Source organism: Sphingomonas sp. STIS6.2, from assembly GCF_000732685.2.
GTDB lineage: Bacteria > Pseudomonadota > Alphaproteobacteria > Sphingomonadales > Sphingomonadaceae > Sphingomonas > Sphingomonas aerolata.
The window spans coordinates 578,785-598,462 of record NZ_JPDP02000159.1 but is presented as its reverse complement, the minus strand read 5'-3'; the positions used below and the strand labels follow the sequence as shown (position 1 = coordinate 598,462).

Below are 19,678 nucleotides of genomic sequence, written 5' to 3'. Positions count from 1 at the left end.
TGTTTCAGCCGATCTGGTCGCATCGACCCGTTTTGGACGGAAATACCAATATAATCCTTGGCGCCGGTCTGGTTGCCGCGCGGCTGTGCTTTGGCTATCCTCCCGCGCCAGGACAGGGTGTGGCGCGCTTCGGGCTGCCAGTCAAAGGGGGGTACATGGCGTTTTCCGATGATATCGGACGCTTTCGCAAGGGCAATCCGTCGCCGCTCTATCTTCAGTTGCAGGATCTGATCCGCAACGCGATCGGCGAGAAGCTGCTCGTCCAGGGCAATGCGATCCCCGCCGAACGCGATCTGGCGATCGAATATGACGTCTCGCGCATCACCGTGCGCAAGGCGATCGGCGGGCTCGTCGAGGAAGGACTGCTGACGCGGCGCCGGGGTGCAGGCACGTTCGTCGCCGGCCGCGTCGAAAAGAGCTTCTCGAAACTGTCGTCGTTCAGCGAGGACATGGCGGCACGCGGCCGGACATCGAGCAGCACCTGGATCTCGCGATCGGCGGGCCAGGTGAACCCCGAAGAGGCGATGGCGCTCGGCCTGTCGCCGGGGGCGCCGGTGTTCCGCTTCAACCGCATCCGCTATGCCGACGAGGAGGCGATGGCGCTCGAATTCTCGACCATCGCGGGCTATTGCCTGACCTCGGTCGATGGCGTGACGGACTCGCTCTATGCCGCGCTCGAAGCGGCGGGGAGCCGACCGGTGCGCGCATTGCAGCGGCTGCGGGCGGTGCCGTTCGGGGGCGAGCATGCGCGGATGCTGGGGGTCGATGCCGGTCATGCCGGGCTGCTGATCGAACGCCGCGGCTTCCTGCGCGACGGACGCGCGGCTGAATTCACGCGCTCCTATTACCGCGGCGACGCCTATGACTTCGTCGCCGAACTGGCCGACATCTGATCCGTTACACCGAAAGACTGCTATGAACCGACGCCAGCTCCTCATCGGCACGGCGGGCACCGGTGTCGGCGTCGTCGTCCGCCCGACCGACGCCTTTGCCGCTGCCGGGGCTGGCCCAGGCCGGCAGGCAGGCGAGGCCGGCGGGTTGCCGATGCCCGCGCCGTCGCGGACTCTGCCGCCTGCGATGCATGTTCAGGACCCGTCCTGCACCCGGATCGAACGCGGCTGGGTGTTTCATGAAGGCGATGTCGCGACGCCCGCGCCCGAAGGGCATAATGCGACCTATCTGAGCGTGAAGGCGGGCAATGCGCTCGGCGCCGCGGCGATGGCGTTCGACGATTCGGACTGGACGCCGGTCCGGTTGCCGCATGACTGGGCGTCCGCGCAGCCGTTCGAGCGCGATGCGAATATCTCGCAGGGCTATCGCCGGCGCGGGATCGGCTGGTACCGGCGGACGCTGCGGCTGGAGGCGGACGATCGCGGCAAGACGATCGCGCTGCGGTTCGACGGGATCGCGAGCAACGCGACGATCTGGGTCAATGGCAGCGTCGTCGCGCACAACTGGTCCGCCTATAACAGCGTCGAGATCGACCTGACCCCGTTCGCCCGGTTCGGCGACGATCTGAACATGATCGTCGTGCGCGTCGACGCGACCGCGATGGAAGGCTGGTGGTATGAAGGCGCCGGCCTGTACCGCCACGTCTGGCTGATCCGGCGTGCGCCGGTCGCGATCGTCACCGACGGCGTGCACTGCGATCCGCGACGCGACGGGACGGGGGGCTGGCATGTGCCGGTCGCGGTAACGATCGGCAGCATCGCCCGCGCTGCGGTCGGCGTGACGATCGAGACGATCCTGCTCGACCCGGACGGCAAGCCGGTCACAACGGCGCGCGCGGCGGCGAGCGTCGCGCCGCTCGATCCGGTGGTGGCGACGCTGACGATGCCGGTGACGGCGCCCCGCTTGTGGTCGATCGAGACCCCGACGCTTTATACCGTTCTGACGCGCGTGATGCGCGACGGCAGCGTCATTGACGAGCGGCGGACACGCGTGGGGTTCCGGACGATCCGCTTCGATGCGGACAGGGGCTTCTTCCTGAACGCTCAGCCGGTGAAGCTGAAGGGCGTGTGCCTGCATCAGGATCATGCGGGTGTCGGGACCGCGATCCCCGACGCGCTGGTCCGCTGGCGGCTCGAGCGGCTGAAGGCGATGGGCTGCAACGCGATCCGCTGTTCGCACAATGCCCCGGCGGCCGAGTTGCTCGACCTGTGCGATGAGATGGGGTTGATCGTGATGGACGAGAACCGCCAGTTCAACCCCGCGCCCGACTATATGGCGCAACTCGAATGGATGGTGCGGCGCGATCGCAACCATCCAAGCGTGATTCTGTGGTCGGTGTTCAACGAGGAGCCGATGCAGGGGACAGAGGCCGGCGTCGAAATGCTCCGCCGGATGGTCCATGCGACGCATGCGCTCGACGACAGCCGCCCGGTGACCGCGGCGATGAACGGCGCCTTTTTCGATCCCGTCAACGTCTCGAGCGAAATCGATGTCACGGGGTTCAACTATTATCAGGGCGATTATGATCGCTTTCACCAGCTCAACCCGACCAAGCCGATCACGAGCTCGGAGGATACGAGCGCCTATGAGACGCGTGGGACCTTTGCCAGCGACCCGGCGCGGCATGTCCAGTCGTCCTATGACGTCGAGGCGGCAAGCTGGGGGGACACGCATCGCGGCACCTGGAAGAAGATTGCCGAGCGGCCGTTCGTCGCGGGTGGCTTCGTGTGGACGGGGTTCGATTATCATGGTGAGCCAACCCCGCATGAATGGCCGACGATCTCGAGCTTCTTCGGGATCCTCGACCTGTGCGGTTTTCCCAAGACCGCGTTCGACATCCACCGCGCGCACTGGGTCGATGCCGCGCCGGTGGTGAGCATCACCCCGCACTGGACCTGGCCGGGGCGGGACGGACAGCCGGTCACGCTGCTGGTGATGAGCAATGCCGAGCGCGTCGAGGTCCGGCTGAACGGCCGGGTCGTCGGCGAGGCGGCGGTCGACCGGATCATGGGGAATGAATTCGTCGTGCCCTATGCCCCCGGGCGGATCGAGGTGATCGCGCGGCGCGGCGGTTCGCCGGTGGCGCGCGCGGCGCATGAGACCGCCGGTCCGCCGGTCGCGCTGCGGCTGACGCCGGCGCGGACGGTGATGGCGGGTGATGGCGAGGATGCGCAGCCGGTGACGATCGATGCGCTCGATGCGGCAGGACGCCATGTGCCGACCGCCAACCTGCCGACGCGGTTCGCGGTCGAGGGGGCGGCGATCATCGGGATCGGCAATGGCGATCCGAACAGCCATGAGAGCGAGAAGGGCAATGCCCGATCGCTGTTCAACGGCCTTGCGCAGGTCATCGTCCAGGCGGGCGAGGGGCGGGGGCGGATCGTGATGACCGCGACCGCGCGGGGCCTCAAGCCGGCGCGGCTGACGATCGATCGCGCGGGTCTCGCAGCGCCTGCGCAGGTTGCCGTGACGCTAGCTGCGATGGCGATCCGCGAGTGGCGGCGTTCGCCAGCGATGGCGACGCGGCCCGATCCTGCGTTAGCGCCGGTCGATGGCGACAATAACAGCTGGGCGTTCGTGCGCAGCGGGACGCCGGTCGACCCGGATCGTGCGGGCCGCTGGCGCATCTATCGCACGACGGTCACGCCGTGGCGGCGGGTTGCGCAGGAGGGGGGCGTGATCCGCTTCGCCGGGATTGCCGGGCGTGCGGAGCTATGGGTCGACGGCACGCGGGCCGCGGTCAAGGACGCCGCATCGGTCGGACCGTTGGAGGCGGCGGTGCCGCCGGGCGGCGGCGGGCGAACGATCGCGGTGCTGGTCGAGGCGGCGCCGGGCGGCGCGTCCGGGCTCGTCGGCGGCGTGACGCTCGAGCCGCGCGCACGATAACAGGGGCGGTGCCGTGCCGCCCGTCCCCCGGCCGATGCCGCAGGGACGGGCGGAGTGGGCCTCAGGCGGGCGTGCGGATCAGCGTCGCGAGCGTCGCATCGGTCCCGAGCAGGTGCAACTGACCGGCAGCGGGGCGTGCGGTGGCGCGGAGCCCGAGCCGTGCAAGCCGCGGTTCGTCGATCGCCGCAGCGTCGGCCAGTTCGATCCGCACCCGACCGGGGTGGCGGCTCGCAGCGACGATATTGCCCTCGCCCCCAAGTGCGGCAAAGGCCGCGTCCGACAGCCGCACCGCGGTGGTGTCTGGAACGGGTGCGGCAGTCGCGGCGGGCGCAGCGCTGGCGACAATTGCAGGACCGCCCAAGGCGAGCGCATCGCGGATCTCGACCGCGACCACATCCGCAATCGGGCCAAGCACGACCTGCAACGCGGCGTTTGACGGGCGCAGGATACCACGTGCACCGAGCGCCTTGAGAGCCGCGTCGTCGACCGCGGACTGATCGACGACGATCAGACGCAGCCGCGTGGTGCAGGCGCTGACCGTGGTCAGGTTCGCGCCGCCGCCAAGCGCCTGTGCAAATGCCGCGCCACGACCGCCTGCTACCGGTGCGGCAGCCGCAACGCTGGCCTCTGCTTCCCGGCCTGGGGTGGCGAGGTCGAACTTGCGGATGAAGAAGCGGAACAGCCCGTAATAGAGCGCGAAATAAACCGCACCGACGGGGAGCAGCAGCAGCGGCCGCGTCGCCTTGCCATAGTTGAGGACATAGTCGAGCAGCCCCGCCGAGAAGCCGAAGCCGAGCTTCACGCCCAGCGCGTTCATCAACGCCATCGACAGCCCGGTCAGCACCGCATGGACCGCATAGAGCAGCGGTGCGAGGAACATGAAGCTGAACTCGATCGGCTCGGTCACGCCGGTCAGCGCGGAGGTCAGCGCCAGGCTGAACAACATGCCGCCGACCGCCTTGCGCCGTTCGGGAAGCGCGGCGTGGTACATGGCGAGACACGCGGCGGGCAGGCCGAACATCATGACCGGGAAGAACCCCGCCATGAACGCGCCGGCATCCGGATCGCCCGCGAAGAAGCGCCGCAGATCGCCGGTCGTACCGTGATAATCGCCCGCGACGAACCAGACGATGTTGTTGACCAGATGATGCAGCCCGGTGACGAGCAACAGCCGGTTGAACAGGCCGAACAGGAACAGGCCGATCGCACCGCTGCCGCTGACCGCCAGGCTAAGCTGATCGACGCCCGCGTTCAGGATACCGAAGCCCGCTCCGAAGATCACCGCAAAGACGAGCCCTGCGACCCCACTGACGATCGGAACGAACCGACGCCCGCCGAAAAAGGCGAGATATTCCGGCAATTTGATCGCCGAGTACCGGTTGTAGAGCAGCCCGCCGGCGAGCCCGGACAGGATCCCGATCGGCACGTCGAGCCGCGCGATCGCCTTGGCCTTCCAGGCTGCGGCGACAATCTCAAGCGTCGGAGTCGCTATCCCCGCGACGACGTCGGCGGGGACGGCGAGGAACACCTTGCCCGCTTCGGTCGCGACGAGGAAGCACACGACACCCGCGAGACAGGCCGCCCCATTGCCGTCGCGTGCGAAGCCGGTCGCGACGCCGATCGCGAACAACAGCCCGAGATGCGAGAAGATCGCGTCCCCGGCCGCGCTCAGGAACGCGATGTCGAGCAGGTCGGGCTGGCCGAGCCGCAGCAACAGGCCGGCGATCGGCAGCACCGCGATCGGCAGCATGAGCGCACGGCCGAGCGGCTGCAGGGCTTCGAGTATCGACTTCATGCGGCAAACTCCCGGGCAAGCGTTCGAACTTGGGCGGCGGAGGTGCAGGCGAGGCACGCGGTCGCGTGCGCGCGGCAGGCCTCCATGCCGAGCGTGGCGACCAGCGCCTTGATCTCCGGAATGATCGCTGGCGCGCAGGAGAGTTCGGTGACGCCGAGGCCGATCAGGATCGGCACGGCAAGCGGTTCGGAGGCCAGCCCCCCGCAGACGCCGGTCCAGCGCCCATGGACCGCGCCACCCTTGCAGGTCTGCGCGATGAGGCGGAGGACGGCGGGGTGGAGCCCGTCGATACCCGGCGCGACCGCCGGATTGCCGCGGTCCATCGCCAGCGTATATTGGGTCAGATCATTGGTGCCGACCGACAGGAAGTCCGCCTCGCTGGCGATCAGGTCCGCGGTCACCGCCGCGGCGGGGGTCTCGATCATGACGCCGACCGGGACGCGATCTGGCAGATCGAGCTCGGCGGCAATCCGGTCGACCGCGGCACGGACTGCGCGCAGCTCGTCGAGGCTGGCGATCATCGGCACCATGATCCGGCACTGACCCGTGGGACGGACTGACAGGATCGCGCGGACCTGATCCTCGAGCATCTGCGGATAGGCGAGCCCGACGCGGATGCCGCGCAGGCCCAGCGCTGGATTTTCCTCGGCATCCATCGGCAGATAGGGCGCGGGCTTGTCGCCGCCGATATCGAGCAGCCGGACGATCAACGGCCGACCGTCGAGCGCGTCGGCGATCGCCTGATAGTCGGCGGTCTGTTCAGCGACGCTCGGCGCGGACTCGCGTTCGAGGAACAGGAATTCGGTGCGGAGAAGGCCGGAGCCCTCCGCACCGTTGTCGCGCGCGAGACGGGCATCGCCGATCGATCCGAGATTGGCGAACGCCTCGATCCGCGTCCCGTCGGCCATGCGGCAGAGTTCGCCGGCGCGCGCGAGCATGTCGGCGCGGCGCATCTCGGCTTGGGCGAGCCGGACCTGCGCGGCAACAAGCGTGTCCCCATCGGGATCGACGCGCATGAGCCCTTCGCTCGCCTCGAGGATGACGGGCGTGCCGTCCGCCAGCGGGGCAAGCGCGGGGCCGATCGCGACCAGAGCGGGCAGGCCGATCGTCGCGGCGAGGATGGCGACATGCGACGTCGGCCCACCGCGCGCGACGCACAGGCCGATCACCGTCGCGCGGTCGAGCGCGAGAATGTCCGATGGCAGCAGGTCGTCGGCGAGCAGGATCGTCTCAGGCGGAAAGACCGGGACGGTCGTCTCAACGCCTTCGAGGACCGCCAACAGCTGGCGTTCGAGGTCGAGCATGTCGTCCGCGCGCTCGGCGAGCCGTGCATCGGAGCCGGCACGCATCGCGTCGGCAAGCGGACGGATCGTGGCGCGCCAGGCGTGGCCCGCGCTCCTGCCCGCGGCGATCTGCGACTGCGTCCCGTCGCGGAGCACGGGATCGTCGAGCATCGCCGCATGCGCCTCGACGATCGCCTTCTGCGCGCCCGCGCTGTGGCGGGTCTGCTCGGCAAGCCGCGCGGCGAGCGTCGTGATCGCGCTCGCGAACCGCTCATTCTCGACGGCGATGCCCTGGCCCTGTTCGGGAACCGCGATCTCGGCATGACGGAACCAGCGCGCCTTGCCGACCGCGAGGCCCGGTGCAGCGGTCACGCCGAGCAGTGCGCCGTCGATCGCCGCACGCACCGGGCTGGCTGCTGCCGGGGCCGGGGCGGGTGCCGGAGCGGCCTCGTCCATGCCGCTGAGGATCAGCGCGGCAATCGCGTCGAGCGCGTCGGCGGCGTCGGGGCCCCTCGCACCCAGCGTGATCGGGTCGTTGTACCGCACCCCGAGCGCGAGCAGCCCGATCGGGCTGAGGATGCTGGACGTGTTCGCATCGCGCGTGACCGTGACGTCCGCGGTATAGCGTTTCGCGAGCGCCCCGAGCCGCGCGGCGGGGCGCGCGTGGATCCCGTGTGCGAGCGGCACGGTGATCGTCCGCGTCAGGATGTCGCCCGCGTCCGCGCCTCCTGCGGCGGCGTCGGGCCGGATGTCGGCAATCGGTTCGATCGTCATCAGCGGGTCGCCGAGCGCGACCTGCCGGTCGGTCGTGCACTGCGTGATGGCGAACCGGTCGGGATTGACGACGATGATCGGCGTGACGACGGCACGTGCCTCGCGGACGAGCAGGTCGAGATCGAAGCGGATCAGCGGCGCACCCATGACCACCCTGTCGCCGACCGCGACGCAGGGCGAGAAGCCCCGACCACCGAGCGCGACGGTATCGAGCCCGATATGGATCAGGATCTCCGCGCCTTCCGCGGTGCGCAACGTGATCGCATGGCCGCTGTCGAGCAGCGTCAGCACGGTCGCGTCACAGGGCGCGTAGAGCCCGTCGCCGGTCGGATCGATCGCGACGCCGTCCCCCAGCATGCGGTCGGCGAAGACCGCGTCGGGGACCTGGTCGATGGGCAGCGCCCAACCTCGCATCGGCGCGCTCAGGAGGATGGGAGCCATGGGATCGTCCTTGGTGCCGTAAGGGGGGTAAAGCGGGGCGCGGTCAGGCGGACGGAACGCCGCCGAACCAGGTGCCCAGGGGGTGGAGATCGTGCGTCAGCCGCACCCAGTCGGCGCGCTGCCCGGGGGCAAGCGCCCCGCGCGTGTCCGACAGGCCTAGAAACGCAGCCGGATAGGTCGATGCCATCGCGGCGGCGACTTCGGGCGCGAGGTCGAGCCGTGCGACCGCATTGCGGACTGCACCGGTCATGTCGAGGTCCGACCCCGCCAGCGTGCCGTCCGCGCCGACGCAGCGGCCATCTTCGACATGGATCGGCCGCCCCTGGATCGTGAAGGACTTGTCCGCCGCGCCGACACAGGGCATCGCGTCCGAGACGAGCATGAACCGGTCATGCGGGCGGCTGCGCAATGCGATCCGCAACGCGGCGTCATCGACGTGAAAGCCGTCGACGATGATCCCGCAATAGACCGACTGGTCGTCGAGCGCTGCGCCGACCACGCCGGGCGCGCGGTGGATCAGCGGCGACATCGCGTTGAACAGATGGGTGACGCCGGTGATGCCCGCAGCGATGCCCGCGGCGGCGGTTGCATAGCTCGCATCGCTGTGACCGATGCTGACCAGCACTCCGGCGGCGGTGAGCGCGGCGACCTGATCGGCGGTGACGCGTTCGGGCGCGAGCGTCAGCATGACTCGGCCGCGACGGGGACGCGTCATCAATTCCATCAGATCGTCGTCGAGATCTTGGAAGCGCGACGCATCATGAATGCCCTTGCGGACCGCACTGATGACCGGACCCTCGACATGAATGCCGACCACGCCCGGCACGCCGGCGTCGATCGCGGCGTCAACCGCATCGAGCGCGCGCGCGATCACGTCGGGTGTGTCGCTGATCAGCGTGACCATGAAGGCAGTCGTGCCGTAGCGGGCATGCGCCGCACCGATGGCGGCGATCCCCTCGACCGTGGTGGCATCGTTGAACAGCACGCCGCCGCCGCCATTGACCTGCGTGTCGACGAAGCCGGGCATGATCCAGCCCCCGTCGAGGTCGATCGTCTCCACGGCCGTGCCCGTAGCGGGCGCTGCGTCGAGGCTGACGATCCGGCCGTCTTCGACGACCAGCGTCGCGTCGGTGAGGACAGCGGCCGGCGTGACGATATGGCCGTTGGAAAACCGGAAAGTCGTCATAGCGTGCGCGTGACCTTGGCAAGATGCGAGGGCGCGTCGGGATCGAACCCGCGCGCCACGGAAAGGGCGTTGACGAGCTTGTAGAAGCTCTGGACCATCAGGACCGGCTCAATCGCCGGATGCGCGGTGAGCGCGGGCAGCGTCGCGTCGCCGGCCTGCGCGTCGCGTGCGGCATCGGCCAGCAGGACGCAGGCGCCGCGCCCCGCAAACTCGGCCGCGGCGTCGCGCACGCCGTCGCCGGCCGCGTCGGAGGTCGCGAGCGCGAGCAGGGGAAAACCGTCCTCGACGAGCTGCATCGGGCCGTGGCGCACCTCGGCCGAGCTGAAGCTTTCGGCGTGAAGCGCGCAGGTTTCCTTCATCTTCAGCGCCGCCTCATTGGCGATGCCGAAGCCCGGGCCGCGCGCGATGACGAAGAGGTTGGTAGCAGTGCGCAACGGCTCGATCGCGCTAGACCAGTCGAGCGCCCAGGCGCGCTCCAGATCGGCGGGAAGTGCCGCCACCGCGCCGCGCAACGCATCGTCGTCGGCCCATTCCGCGGTGAGTGCCGCCAGTGCCGCGAGCGCGCAGATATAGGATTTGGTCGCAGCGACCGAGCGCTCGGGACCGGCCTTGAGCGCGATCAGCGTGTCGGCGGCAGCGGCGAGCGGCGACGTCTCGTCATTGACCAGCGCGACGACATGCGCGCCGCCCGCTTTCATCGAAGCGACGGTTGCGAGCAGATCGGGGCTGCGGCCGCTTTGCGAGATGGCGATGCAAAGCGTCGTCTGCGCGGAAAGCTCTGCGTCGTACAACGACACGACCGAGGGGGCGGCGGCCGCGACCGGGATGCCGGTCTTCGTCCAGATCAGGTATTTGCCGTAAACCGCAGCGTGATCGGACGATCCGCGGGCGCAGGTCACGACCACCGCGGGCGGTGCGGCCCGCAGCTTCGCGCCGAGCGTCGCAAAGGCTTCGGCATTGGCCGCGAGCAGCCGGGCAACCGCGGCACCCGATTCCGCCGCTTCGCTGAACATCAGCGTGGCTTCCGGGTCGCGTGCCGCCAAGGGGGCGGGGGGGGCGTTGGTCATGACAGCTCGCTCTCAGGATCTTGCACGGTGACCGTATGGCGGCCTTCGTCGTTGGATTATGCCAAGCGTAAGTTATAGATTGGTCTTATTCAAGCGTGTGTTTCTGCGTAAGCATATGCGACAGCTGGCGGATGCGGTCCGTACTGGTCGCGGTGCGGTTCGGCGCGGCGAAACCGAATCGCACGTCCACCGGGTCGGCACCGCCGGCGATCGGCTGACGGCACGACGCGTGGACTTCGGTGATGCCGGTGCGCAGCAGTGCAGGCAGTGATTGCGGGGACACGCCGCTGCCCGCGAGGATGATGATGCGTCCGGCGGCTTGGCGATGCAGGTCGGCCACTGCCTCGACCCCGTCGATTGCCCTGGGCGTCCCACCCGAAGTGAGGACCCGGTCGAAGCCGAGTTCGATCGCGGTGTCGAGGGCGGTGCCAAGATCGGAACACACGTCGAAGGCGCGGTGCAGCGTCAGCGACAGCGGTCTGCCGCGTTCGCTGCCGAGCGTCCGTGCGTGCGCGATCAGCATGGCCAAGGTTGTCGCATCGAGCCGGTGGTCGGCCAGGGTTGCTCCGATCACGATGCCCGCGAGACCGGCGTGCGCAGCGGTGACGATATCGTCGGCGATCAACGCGATCTCACGCGGGGTGTAGGCGAAGCCGCCCTCACGCGGGCGTACGAGCAGGTGCGCGGGGAGGGGCGCCTGCGCCGCCGCGCGGATCAGCGACGCAGGCGGCGTCAAGCCACCGACCGCGAGCGCGGCGCACAGCTCGATCCGGTCGGCGCCGCCCTCCACCGCGGCATCGATGCCGTCGAGATCCTCGACACAGACTTCGAGCGTCATGGCGTCGCGCATCATGCGGTCAGCTCGCGAACAAGCTGCGCGCCTTCAGCACCGTGGTGCCGCCGCGCGCGTCGGTGACGGCGTAGGTAAAGCCCGGCAGCAGGCAGAAGGCTCCGACCGCGCCCTTCGTATCGAGCGCGAGGAAGCCGACCTGCACGCCGCGTATCGCGTCGCCGCGCAGCCGCGCGATATGGCGGACCACCTCTTCGCAGGCTTGTTGCGGTGACGCGCCCGCGCGCATCGATGCGACGACGCGCGCCGACCCTGCGACACGCGTGACCTCCTCGCCCAGCCCGGTCGAGGTCGCGCCGCCGACGCCTGCCTCGACATAGAGTCCCGATCCGACCTGCGGCGAATCGCCGACCCGGCCGCGCATCTTGAACGCCATGCCCGATGTGGTGCAGGCGCCGGCCATCCGCCCCGTCGGGTCGCGCATCAGCAGGCCGATCGTGTCATGGTCGAGCGCGCCACCGGGCGTCCGTGTGATGCGGTTCTCGCTATTGGCTTCGGGGCGATAATCCGCGGTCTTCAGCCAGTCGCGCCACGCCTTTTCCGCCTCGGGCGTCAGCAACGACTGTTGCTTAAAGCCCTGGTCACGCGCGAACCGCGTCGCGCCTTCGCCGACGAGCATGGTGTGCGGTGTCCGCTCCATCACCCGCCGCGCGACGGAGATCGCGTGCATCGTGTTCTCGAGCGCTGCGACTGCGCCGACGCCGCCCGCATCATCCATGATGACCGCATCGAGCGTGACATGGCCGTCGCGGTCGGGATAGCCCGAATAGCCGACGCTGTGATTGTCCGGATCGGCTTCGGGGACCATCGCGCCGGCCTCGACCGAATCGATCAGCGATCCGCCGGCGCTCCTGCGGGCAAAGGCTGCGGCATTGGCTGCAGCACCGAAATCCCAGGTCGACACGATCAGCGCAGGCGCAGGGGCGCCGGTTGCGGCGCGCGCGCGGGCGATCGGCGCAACAAAGGGCAGGGCCGCTCCAATACCACCAAACGCGGTCAGCAACGATCGTCTCGTCTTCATCAGCAGCCCCCTGTTGTCACCCTGGCGCCCAGTCGTATCGCAAGTCACGGCAGTCGACCAGTCGTATGGCCATTTTACAACATCCGGTCCGAAACGTTACACAGTGGTCTTACTAAGATATTGACTGAGACCCGATTATGACCAAAACCTTACGAAGGAGACGGGGGCAGGCGACAACGCTGGCCCAAACAAGGGTTTTTAGTATGAACGTGCGTAATTCGGCGTCTTATGTGGCGCTTGCGGGGGCACTGATGGTGTCCGCGACCCCGGCGATTGGACAGGTCACGCCGGCACAGGCCGAGGCTACCACGCCCGCGGAGGCCAAGGTCGAGGCGGATGCGGCGACCGCGACCAGCGCCGTCGACGCGCCGCCCGCCGAAGACCGCGCTGGCGGAGGCGACATCGTCGTGACCGGATCGCGCATCCAGCGTCCGAACATGACCTCCGCCGCACCGATCACCTCGGTCACGTCGCAGGACATCCGCGCCCAGGCTGCGGTCAATGTCGAGGACGTGCTCAACCGCCTCCCGCAGGTCGCGCCCGACAGCCAGCAGACCTATAATGATTCGGACGGCCGGCAGCGGATCAAGCTGCGCAGCCTCGGGTTCGAGCGGACGCTTGTGCTGATCGACGGCAAGCGCCTCGGCACGCAGAACGGGCAGGACGTGGGCATCATCCCGCCGTCGTTGCTCGAGCGCGTCGACGTCCTGACCGGTGGTGCGTCGTCGGTCTACGGGTCCGATGCGGTGGCCGGCGTCGTCAACTTCGTCCTGAAAAAGGATTTCGAAGGCATCCAGCTCGACGGCAACTATAATTTCTACAACCACAACAACAAGGACACGGTCGTCTCGTCGCTGGCACGCGCAGCCGGCTTCAACAGCCCGCGCGGCCTGACCAACGATGGCGGCCGTGCCGACGTCACGCTGACCGCGGGCAAGAAGTTCTTCGACGGTGCGCTGCGGATCAACGGCTTCGTCAACTACAAGCATACCGACGAGGTCCTGCTGTCCGAGCGGTCGAACTCCGGCTGCTACCTCACGCAGACGAGCCTCAACGCGCCGATCTCGTGCGGCCTGACGCCGAGCAGCTCGACGAGCGGCCTGATTTCGCCGCTCGACAGCAAGGGCGTCGCGACGGGGCAGTATGTCAACAACCCCAATGGCACGCGCACCTTCGTGCCGTTCGGCACCGGCGCGGGCAATGCGTCGAACTATTTCAGCAACTATGCCTATCAGCGCCCGTCCGAGCGCGTGAATGCGGGTGGCTTCGTCAGCCTCGACGTCGCGCCGGACGCCGAAGTCTATGCATCGGGCATCTGGTTCCGCGACAAGTCGTACAACAACTACCCGGCGATCGCGGGCGGCAACGTCCAGGTGAACTGCAACAATCCGTTCCTGTCGGCTTCGCAGGCCAGCACGATCTGCGGTGCGGCAGCGGGTACCGCGGCGTTTGCGCCGATCGACATCCGCTATCGCCTCGGCGAGGGCAATGACCAGCCGGACAGCTATCTGAACACCGGTCTGCGCCTGACCGGCGGCCTGCGCGGCAAGGCTGGCGATGCATGGACCTATGACATCGGCGGCGTCTATGCGCGCAACAAGCAGGACTACACGCCGAGCTTCGTCAACGCGGCCAATCTGCGGAATTCGCTGAACGTCGGCGGGACGCTCGCGGCACCGACCTGCGCAGGGACCACCGACGCCGCCTGCGTGCCGTTCGACGCGTTCAGCGCGGGCAACACCAATCCGGCGCTGATCGACTATCTCTACGACCGCGGCACGTCGACCACGATCGGTACGCTGTATGACGTGCAGGCGAACATCACCGGCGATCTCGGCAAGTACGGCGTCACCTCGCCGTTCGCCGAGCAGGGCGTCGCAATCGCGCTCGGCACGGAATATCGCAAGGATACGCTGAAATCGACCGCCGACAGCGTCTACCGCGCCGGGCTTGGTGGCAATGACACCTATCTCAAGCAGGACGTCTGGGAGGCCAATATCGAGGTCCAGGCGCCGCTGATCGAGCACAAGCCGTTCGCGGAACTGCTGCAGGCCAATGGTGGCTATCGCGTTTCGAAGTACAGCAGCAATTCGAGCAGCTTCAACACGTGGAAGATCGAGGGCATCTACGCCCCGGTCAGCGACCTGACGTTCCGTGCCTCGTTCAACAAGGCACAGCGCGCGCCGACCGTGACCGAGATCCGGCAAGCGACCAATGTCGATTTCGCCCGTGGCGGATCGGGCACGTTCAACGATTTCTGCGCACCGACCGTGACGACCAACGCCGCTGGCGGCGTGACCTATGGCACGCCGGTCGCCTCGCGCGAGGTCTGCCGCGCGACCGGCCTGTCCGACGCGCTGTACGGCAGCCCGACGCTGATCTGTCCGGGGGATGCATCGACGGGAGCGACCGGATGTACGGTTCGCTCGGGCGGTTTCGAAGCCGATCCCGAAACGGCCTATACCCAGACCTATGGCCTGATCGTGAAGCCGCGCTTCGTGCCCGGGCTGGTCTTCTCGGTCGATCGCTACAAGATCAAGATCGACGACTCGCTCGGCTATAACGACTTCAGCTATTACACCGATGGCTGTCAGCGTTCGAACGGCGACGCGTTCTTCTGTCAGGGCATCGTCCGCAATCCCGGCACCGGCACGCTCTACTCGAACGCGGCCAGCAACCCGACGACCGGCTTCATCCGCCAGGGCACGACCAACTTCTACAAGTCGATCGCCCGCGGCTATGACTTCCAAGCGCAGTACACGCTCGATCTTGCCAGCGTCGGCAAGATCGACTGGAACTTCAACGGCTCGCTGACGACCTTTGCCGGCGGGCAGGACTCGCCGGTCCAGCCGACCCGCAACTGCGCAGGCTATTACGGCAATGGCTGCGGTCAGCTGATCCCGAAATGGTCGCACGGCCTGCGCGCGACCTATACGACGGTCGACAAGGGGTTCAGCGCGTCGTTCAACTGGCGCTATGTCGGTTCGCTGACGAATGCGGACAATTCGGGTGATCCGGCGATCGGCGGCACGCCCGAGCGCGAGCGGACCAGCTATTTCCGCGTCTCGCCGAAAAGCTATTTCGATCTCGCGCTCAACTTCGCCATCGACAAGGCGTTCTCGCTGCGCCTGATCGCGAACAACCTGCTCGACAAGAGCGCGCCGATCGTCCCCGATTCCTACAATGTCGCGCTGGCACGGACCAACACCATCCCGCAGCGCTACGACTCGCTTGGTCGCAATCTGGCGGTTGGTGCTACCGTCCGGTTCTGATCCCGTACCCCCCACCTCAAGGCCCGCCGGAAACGGCGGGCCTTTTTTTATGCGCGCGTTCGGCGATGGAGAGGCGGGTTCCTGCTTGCGGGCGTGGATCGCATGGTCTAGCGAAACCGCCGCTGCCCGGGGCTTGAAGCCTGCAGGGTGGCCGTGCGGGTGTGGTGGAATTGGTAGACGCGCTGGACTCAAAATCCTGTTCCGAAAGGAGTGCCGGTTCGACCCCGGCCACCCGCACCACCTTTACTGTTTAAGAGGCCGGGCGACCGAAACCAGTCGGCCCGGCTCCACGGCTACGAAGCCGGAAAAATCTGAACATCGTCGAAGCGAAGCCCCGCACGAGCGCCACGCTCGGGCAAGGGACCGCTCGTGTCGATCTCGACGGCGACGTCGTCGACACGCGCCTCGACGCGCCACGTACCACCCCGCTTGTGCACGGCGCCGACGACGATCGGCAGCGCACCGGGAGCGTCATCCCCCAATAGCGCCTCGTGCGGGCGGAAATGCAGTTCGGCCGGTCCGTTGGCGAGCGCCTTCGGAGAAACGTCGAGCGCCTGTCCGTGATGCAGGACGCGGCCATCGGCGACCGTCACCGGGATGCGGTTGGTCTCGCCGACGAATTCGGAGACGAACGGCGTGGCGGGCATGTCATAGACTTCGCGCGGGGTCCCGATCTGTTCGATGACACCGCGGTTCATGATGACGACGCGGTCGGCAAGCTCGAGCGCCTCCTCCTGATCATGCGTGACGAACACCGAGGTCAGGCCAAGCCGGTCGTGCAGTTCGCGCAGCCAGCGGCGCAGGTCCTTGCGGACCTTGGCATCGAGCGCGCCAAAGGGTTCGTCGAGCAGCAGCAGGCGGGGCTCGACCGCGAGCGCCCGCGCCAGCGCGACACGCTGGCGCTGTCCCCCGGAAAGTTGTGCTGGATAGCGATGGCCCAGATCGGGCAGCTGGATCAGGTCGAGCAGCTCTGCAACGCGCGCGCGGATGTCTGCCTTGGCCGGACGATCGCGGCGTGCACGCACGGTCAGGCCGAACGCGATGTTGTCGGCGACCGTCATGTGACGGAACAGCGCGTAGTTCTGGAACACGAAGCCGATCTGGCGTTCGGCAGCGGGCGTCCCGGTCATGTCGGCGCCGTCAAACAGGACACGGCCGCTATCGGGGAAATCGAGCCCCGCGATCATGCGAAGCAGCGTCGTCTTGCCCGAGCCTGACGGTCCCAGCAGCGCGAGGAACTCGCCGGGACGCGCTTCGACGCTGACGTCGTTCAGCGCGGCGAACTGGCCGAACCGTTTGGATACGGCGTCGATGACGATACTCAATGCGCACTCCTTGCCTGATGATAGCCGAACCGCCATTCGAGCAGGCTCTTCAGCACGAGCGTGACGAGCGCGAGCGACGCGAGCAGCGATGCCACGGCAAACGCGCCGACGAAGTCATATTCGTTGTACAGGATCTCGACGTGGAGCGGCATGGTGTTGGTCAGGCCGCGGATATGACCCGAAACCACCGAGACCGCGCCGAACTCCCCCATCGCGCGCGCGTTGCAGAGCAGCACGCCGTAGAGCAGGCCCCAGCGGATATTGGGCAGGGTGACGTGCCAGAAGGTCTGCCACCCCGACGCGCCGAGCGACACCGCGGCCTCCTCGTCGTCGCGGCCCTGCTCGGCCATCAGCGGGATGATCTCGCGCGCGACGAACGGGAAGGTGACGAACACGGTGGCAAGGACGATGCCGGGCACGGCGAAGATGACCTTCCAGTTGTGCGCGATCAGCCACGGCCCGAACCAGCCCTGAGCGCCGAACATCAGCACGAAGATGAGGCCGGCGACGACGGGCGACACCGAGAAGGGCAGGTCGATGAGCGAGATGAGCAGACTCTTGCCGCGAAAGTCGAACTTGGTGATCGCCCAGGACGCGACAACGCCGAACACGCAATTGAGCGGCACCGAGATCGCCGCGACCAGCAGGGTGAGCCGGATCGCCGCACGCGCATCGGGCTGGCCGATCGCGTCGACGAACATCGGCCAGCCCTTGGCAAAGGCTTGGACGAACACGACGACGAGCGGCAGCGCGAGGAAGAGTGCGAGGAAGAGGAGACCGACGCCGATCAGGATCCGCCGGGCGACGGGGCTTTCGCTGGACGCAGCGCGGGTCATTTCGCGCTCCGCTTCGCACGCCACGCCTGGAGCAGATTGACCAGCAGCAGCATCGAGAAGGAGGCGACTAGCATGACGCACGCGATCGCGGTCGCGCCGGGATAGTCGAACTGTTCGAGCTGGGTGACGATCAGCAACGGGGCGATCTCCGACTTGTACGGCATGTTGCCCGCGATGAAGATGACCGAGCCATATTCGCCGACGCCGCGTGCAAAGGCGAGCGCGAAGCCGGTTAGAAGCGCGGGTGCGATGGCGGGCAGGATCACCCGGCTGAACGTCTGCCACCGTGTTGCCCCAAGCGTCGCGGCGGCTTCCTCGACATCGGCGCCGAGGTCGGCGAGCACGGGCTGGACCGAGCGCACGATGAACGGCAGGCCGATGAAGATGAGCGCGACGACGACGCCGAGCGGGGTGTAGGCGACGCGGATGCCAAGCGGTGCCAACAGCGACCCGATCCAGCCGTTTTCGGCATAGAGCGACACCAGCGCGATGCCCGCGACCGCGGTCGGCAGTGCAAAGGGCAGGTCGACCGCGGCGTCGACGAACTTCTTGCCCGGAAATTCGTAGCGCGCGAGGATCCAGGCGATCAGCAGGCCGAATACCGCATTGACCGACGCAGCGAGCAGCGCGGTGCCGAAGCTGAGCTTGTAGGCCGACAGCGCGCGCGCCGAGAGACCGACTGCGACGAACCCGTCCCAGCCAAGCCCCGCCGCGCGCAGGAAGATCGTCGACAGCGGGATGAGCACGATCAGGCATAGCCAGACGATCGTCAGCCCCATCGTCAGCCCGAACCCGGGAATGACCGACCGTCGCGCGCGGCGAGCGCGGCCGGGCCTGGCGCCGAGGCGCGCGTCGTCAGCCATTGGTGGGGATCCGGACGATCGCATTCCCGATCAGCGCTTCGGACCCGAATAGATCCGGTCGAACACGCCGCCGTCTGCAAAGAAACGGGCCTGCGCGACCTTCCACCCACCGAAATCGCGGATGGTGCGCATCTCGATCTTCGGGAACAGCGTCGCATAGCGCGCGAGCACCGCAGGATCGCGAGGGCGATAATAGTTCTTGGCGACGATGTCCTGGCCCTCGGGCGTGTAGAGGAACCGGAGATAGGCCTCAGCGACCTTTTCGGTACCGTGCGCCTTGGCATTGGCATCGACGACCGCGACCGACGGTTCGGCGAGCACCGAGATCGACGGCACGACGATGTCGAACTTGCCGGAGCCGAGTTCCTTTTCGGACAGGAACGCCTCGTTCTCCCAGGCGATCAGCACGTCGCCGAGTCCGCGCTCGACGAAGGTGGTGGTGGCGCCGCGTGCGCCCGAATCGAGGACCGGGACATGGCCGTAGAGCTGCGAGACATAGGCCTGCGCGGCGGCGTCGGACCCGCCCCCGGCCGTTTTCCCATAGGCCCAGGCCGCGAGGAAGTTCCAGCGTGCGCCGCCGCTGGTCTTCGGGTTGGGCGTGATCACCTGGACGCCGGGTTTGACCAGATCGCTCCAGTCGCGAATCTGCTTGGGATTGCCCTTGCGGACCAGGAACACGATCGTCGACGTATAGGGCGCGCTGTTGTCGGGCAGCCGCGTTTCCCAATTGGCGGGGAGCAGCTTCGCACGCTCGGCGATCGCATCGACGTCATAGGCGAGCGCCAGCGTGACGACGTCGGCGCCCAGGCCGTCGATCACCGCGCGCGACTGCTTGCCCGATCCGCCATGGCTCATGTTGAACCGCACCGTCTGGCCGGTGTCCTGCTTCCACTTGGCCGCGAACGCGGTGTTCACCGCCTTGTAGAGTTCGCGGGTCGGATCGTAGCTGACGTTGAGCAACTCGACCGATCCGTCCTTGCCCGTGCTTGAGGGCGACGAGCAGCCCGCGACGATCGCAGCAAGCGCCAGGCCGATATGCGTGCGGTTCAGTCTCATCCAGTCCCTCCGGTTCGCGTAATCCCTATCGCGTCGGTAGTGGTGGGGAATAGCCGCAAAGCTTGGCCATGC

13 protein-coding genes and 1 tRNA gene are annotated in these 19,678 nt (G+C 67.6%); 4 read left to right on the top strand and 10 right to left on the bottom strand.

Annotated elements, in window-relative coordinates:
* The first annotated feature begins 155 nt into the window (after positions 1-155).
* Positions 156-893, top strand: a complete 738-nt coding sequence (locus sphst_RS17510; protein WP_031396151.1) for a GntR family transcriptional regulator — start codon at positions 156-158, stop codon at positions 891-893.
* A 22-nt stretch (positions 894-915) separates the two neighbouring features.
* Positions 916-3,837, top strand: a complete 2,922-nt coding sequence (gene galA / locus sphst_RS17505) for a beta-galactosidase GalA (protein WP_107045896.1) — start codon at positions 916-918, stop codon at positions 3,835-3,837.
* Between the two features lie 61 nt (positions 3,838-3,898).
* On the opposite strand, the gene nagE is transcribed toward galA, so the two are convergent.
* The 6 genes from nagE to sphst_RS17475 form a co-directional block, all read right to left on the bottom strand.
* Positions 3,899-5,632 (bottom strand): N-acetylglucosamine-specific PTS transporter subunit IIBC, encoded by a 1,734-nt coding sequence (nagE, locus tag sphst_RS17500; protein ID WP_107045895.1) that lies wholly within the window; start codon positions 5,630-5,632, stop codon positions 3,899-3,901.
* Positions 5,629-8,130, bottom strand: a complete 2,502-nt coding sequence (gene ptsP / locus sphst_RS17495) for a phosphoenolpyruvate--protein phosphotransferase (protein ID WP_107045894.1) — start codon at positions 8,128-8,130, stop codon at positions 5,629-5,631. The genes nagE and ptsP overlap by 4 nt, the downstream gene beginning before the upstream one ends.
* Before the next feature lie 43 nt (positions 8,131-8,173).
* A complete protein-coding gene (gene nagA / locus sphst_RS17490) occupies positions 8,174-9,316 on the bottom strand; it encodes an N-acetylglucosamine-6-phosphate deacetylase (protein ID WP_031395462.1) in 1,143 nt (380 codons plus the stop codon).
* A complete protein-coding gene (locus tag sphst_RS17485) occupies positions 9,313-10,383 on the bottom strand; it encodes an SIS domain-containing protein (protein ID WP_107045893.1) in 1,071 nt (356 codons plus the stop codon). The genes nagA and sphst_RS17485 overlap by 4 nt, the downstream gene beginning before the upstream one ends.
* 85 nt (positions 10,384-10,468) lie before the next feature.
* Positions 10,469-11,236: a copper homeostasis protein CutC gene (locus tag sphst_RS17480; RefSeq protein ID WP_043157898.1), complete on the bottom strand. Its 768-nt coding sequence runs from the start codon at positions 11,234-11,236 to the stop codon at positions 10,469-10,471.
* Between the two features lie 4 nt (positions 11,237-11,240).
* Positions 11,241-12,254, bottom strand: a complete 1,014-nt coding sequence (locus sphst_RS17475) for a N(4)-(beta-N-acetylglucosaminyl)-L-asparaginase (RefSeq protein WP_031395570.1) — start codon at positions 12,252-12,254, stop codon at positions 11,241-11,243.
* A gap of 203 nt (positions 12,255-12,457) precedes the next feature.
* Between sphst_RS17475 and sphst_RS17470 the strand changes: the two genes are divergently transcribed.
* Positions 12,458-15,526, top strand: coding sequence for a TonB-dependent receptor domain-containing protein (locus sphst_RS17470; protein WP_107045892.1), 3,069 nt, complete (start codon positions 12,458-12,460; stop codon positions 15,524-15,526).
* A 155-nt stretch (positions 15,527-15,681) separates the two neighbouring features.
* Positions 15,682-15,766 (top strand) — tRNA-Leu (locus sphst_RS17465).
* A 53-nt stretch (positions 15,767-15,819) separates the two neighbouring features.
* Here sphst_RS17465 and sphst_RS17460 read toward each other — a convergent pair.
* The 4 genes from sphst_RS17460 to sphst_RS17445 are packed head-to-tail and all read right to left on the bottom strand — an operon-like array spanning position 15,820 to position 19,606.
* The gene (locus sphst_RS17460) at positions 15,820-16,851 is read right to left on the bottom strand and encodes a sulfate/molybdate ABC transporter ATP-binding protein (RefSeq protein WP_031395572.1); all 1,032 of its coding nucleotides are present in this window, start codon (positions 16,849-16,851) and stop codon (positions 15,820-15,822) included.
* Entirely contained in the window at positions 16,848-17,687 is an 840-nt protein-coding gene (gene cysW / locus sphst_RS17455) for a sulfate ABC transporter permease subunit CysW (RefSeq protein ID WP_031395573.1), read from the bottom strand. The genes sphst_RS17460 and cysW overlap by 4 nt, the downstream gene beginning before the upstream one ends.
* Complete coding sequence (cysT, locus tag sphst_RS17450; protein WP_107045891.1) at positions 17,684-18,550, bottom strand: sulfate ABC transporter permease subunit CysT; 867 nt, start codon at positions 18,548-18,550, stop codon at positions 17,684-17,686. The genes cysW and cysT overlap by 4 nt, the downstream gene beginning before the upstream one ends.
* A gap of 30 nt (positions 18,551-18,580) precedes the next feature.
* The gene (locus sphst_RS17445) at positions 18,581-19,606 is read right to left on the bottom strand and encodes a sulfate ABC transporter substrate-binding protein (protein ID WP_031395574.1); all 1,026 of its coding nucleotides are present in this window, start codon (positions 19,604-19,606) and stop codon (positions 18,581-18,583) included.
* Between the last annotated feature and the right edge of the window lie 72 nt (positions 19,607-19,678).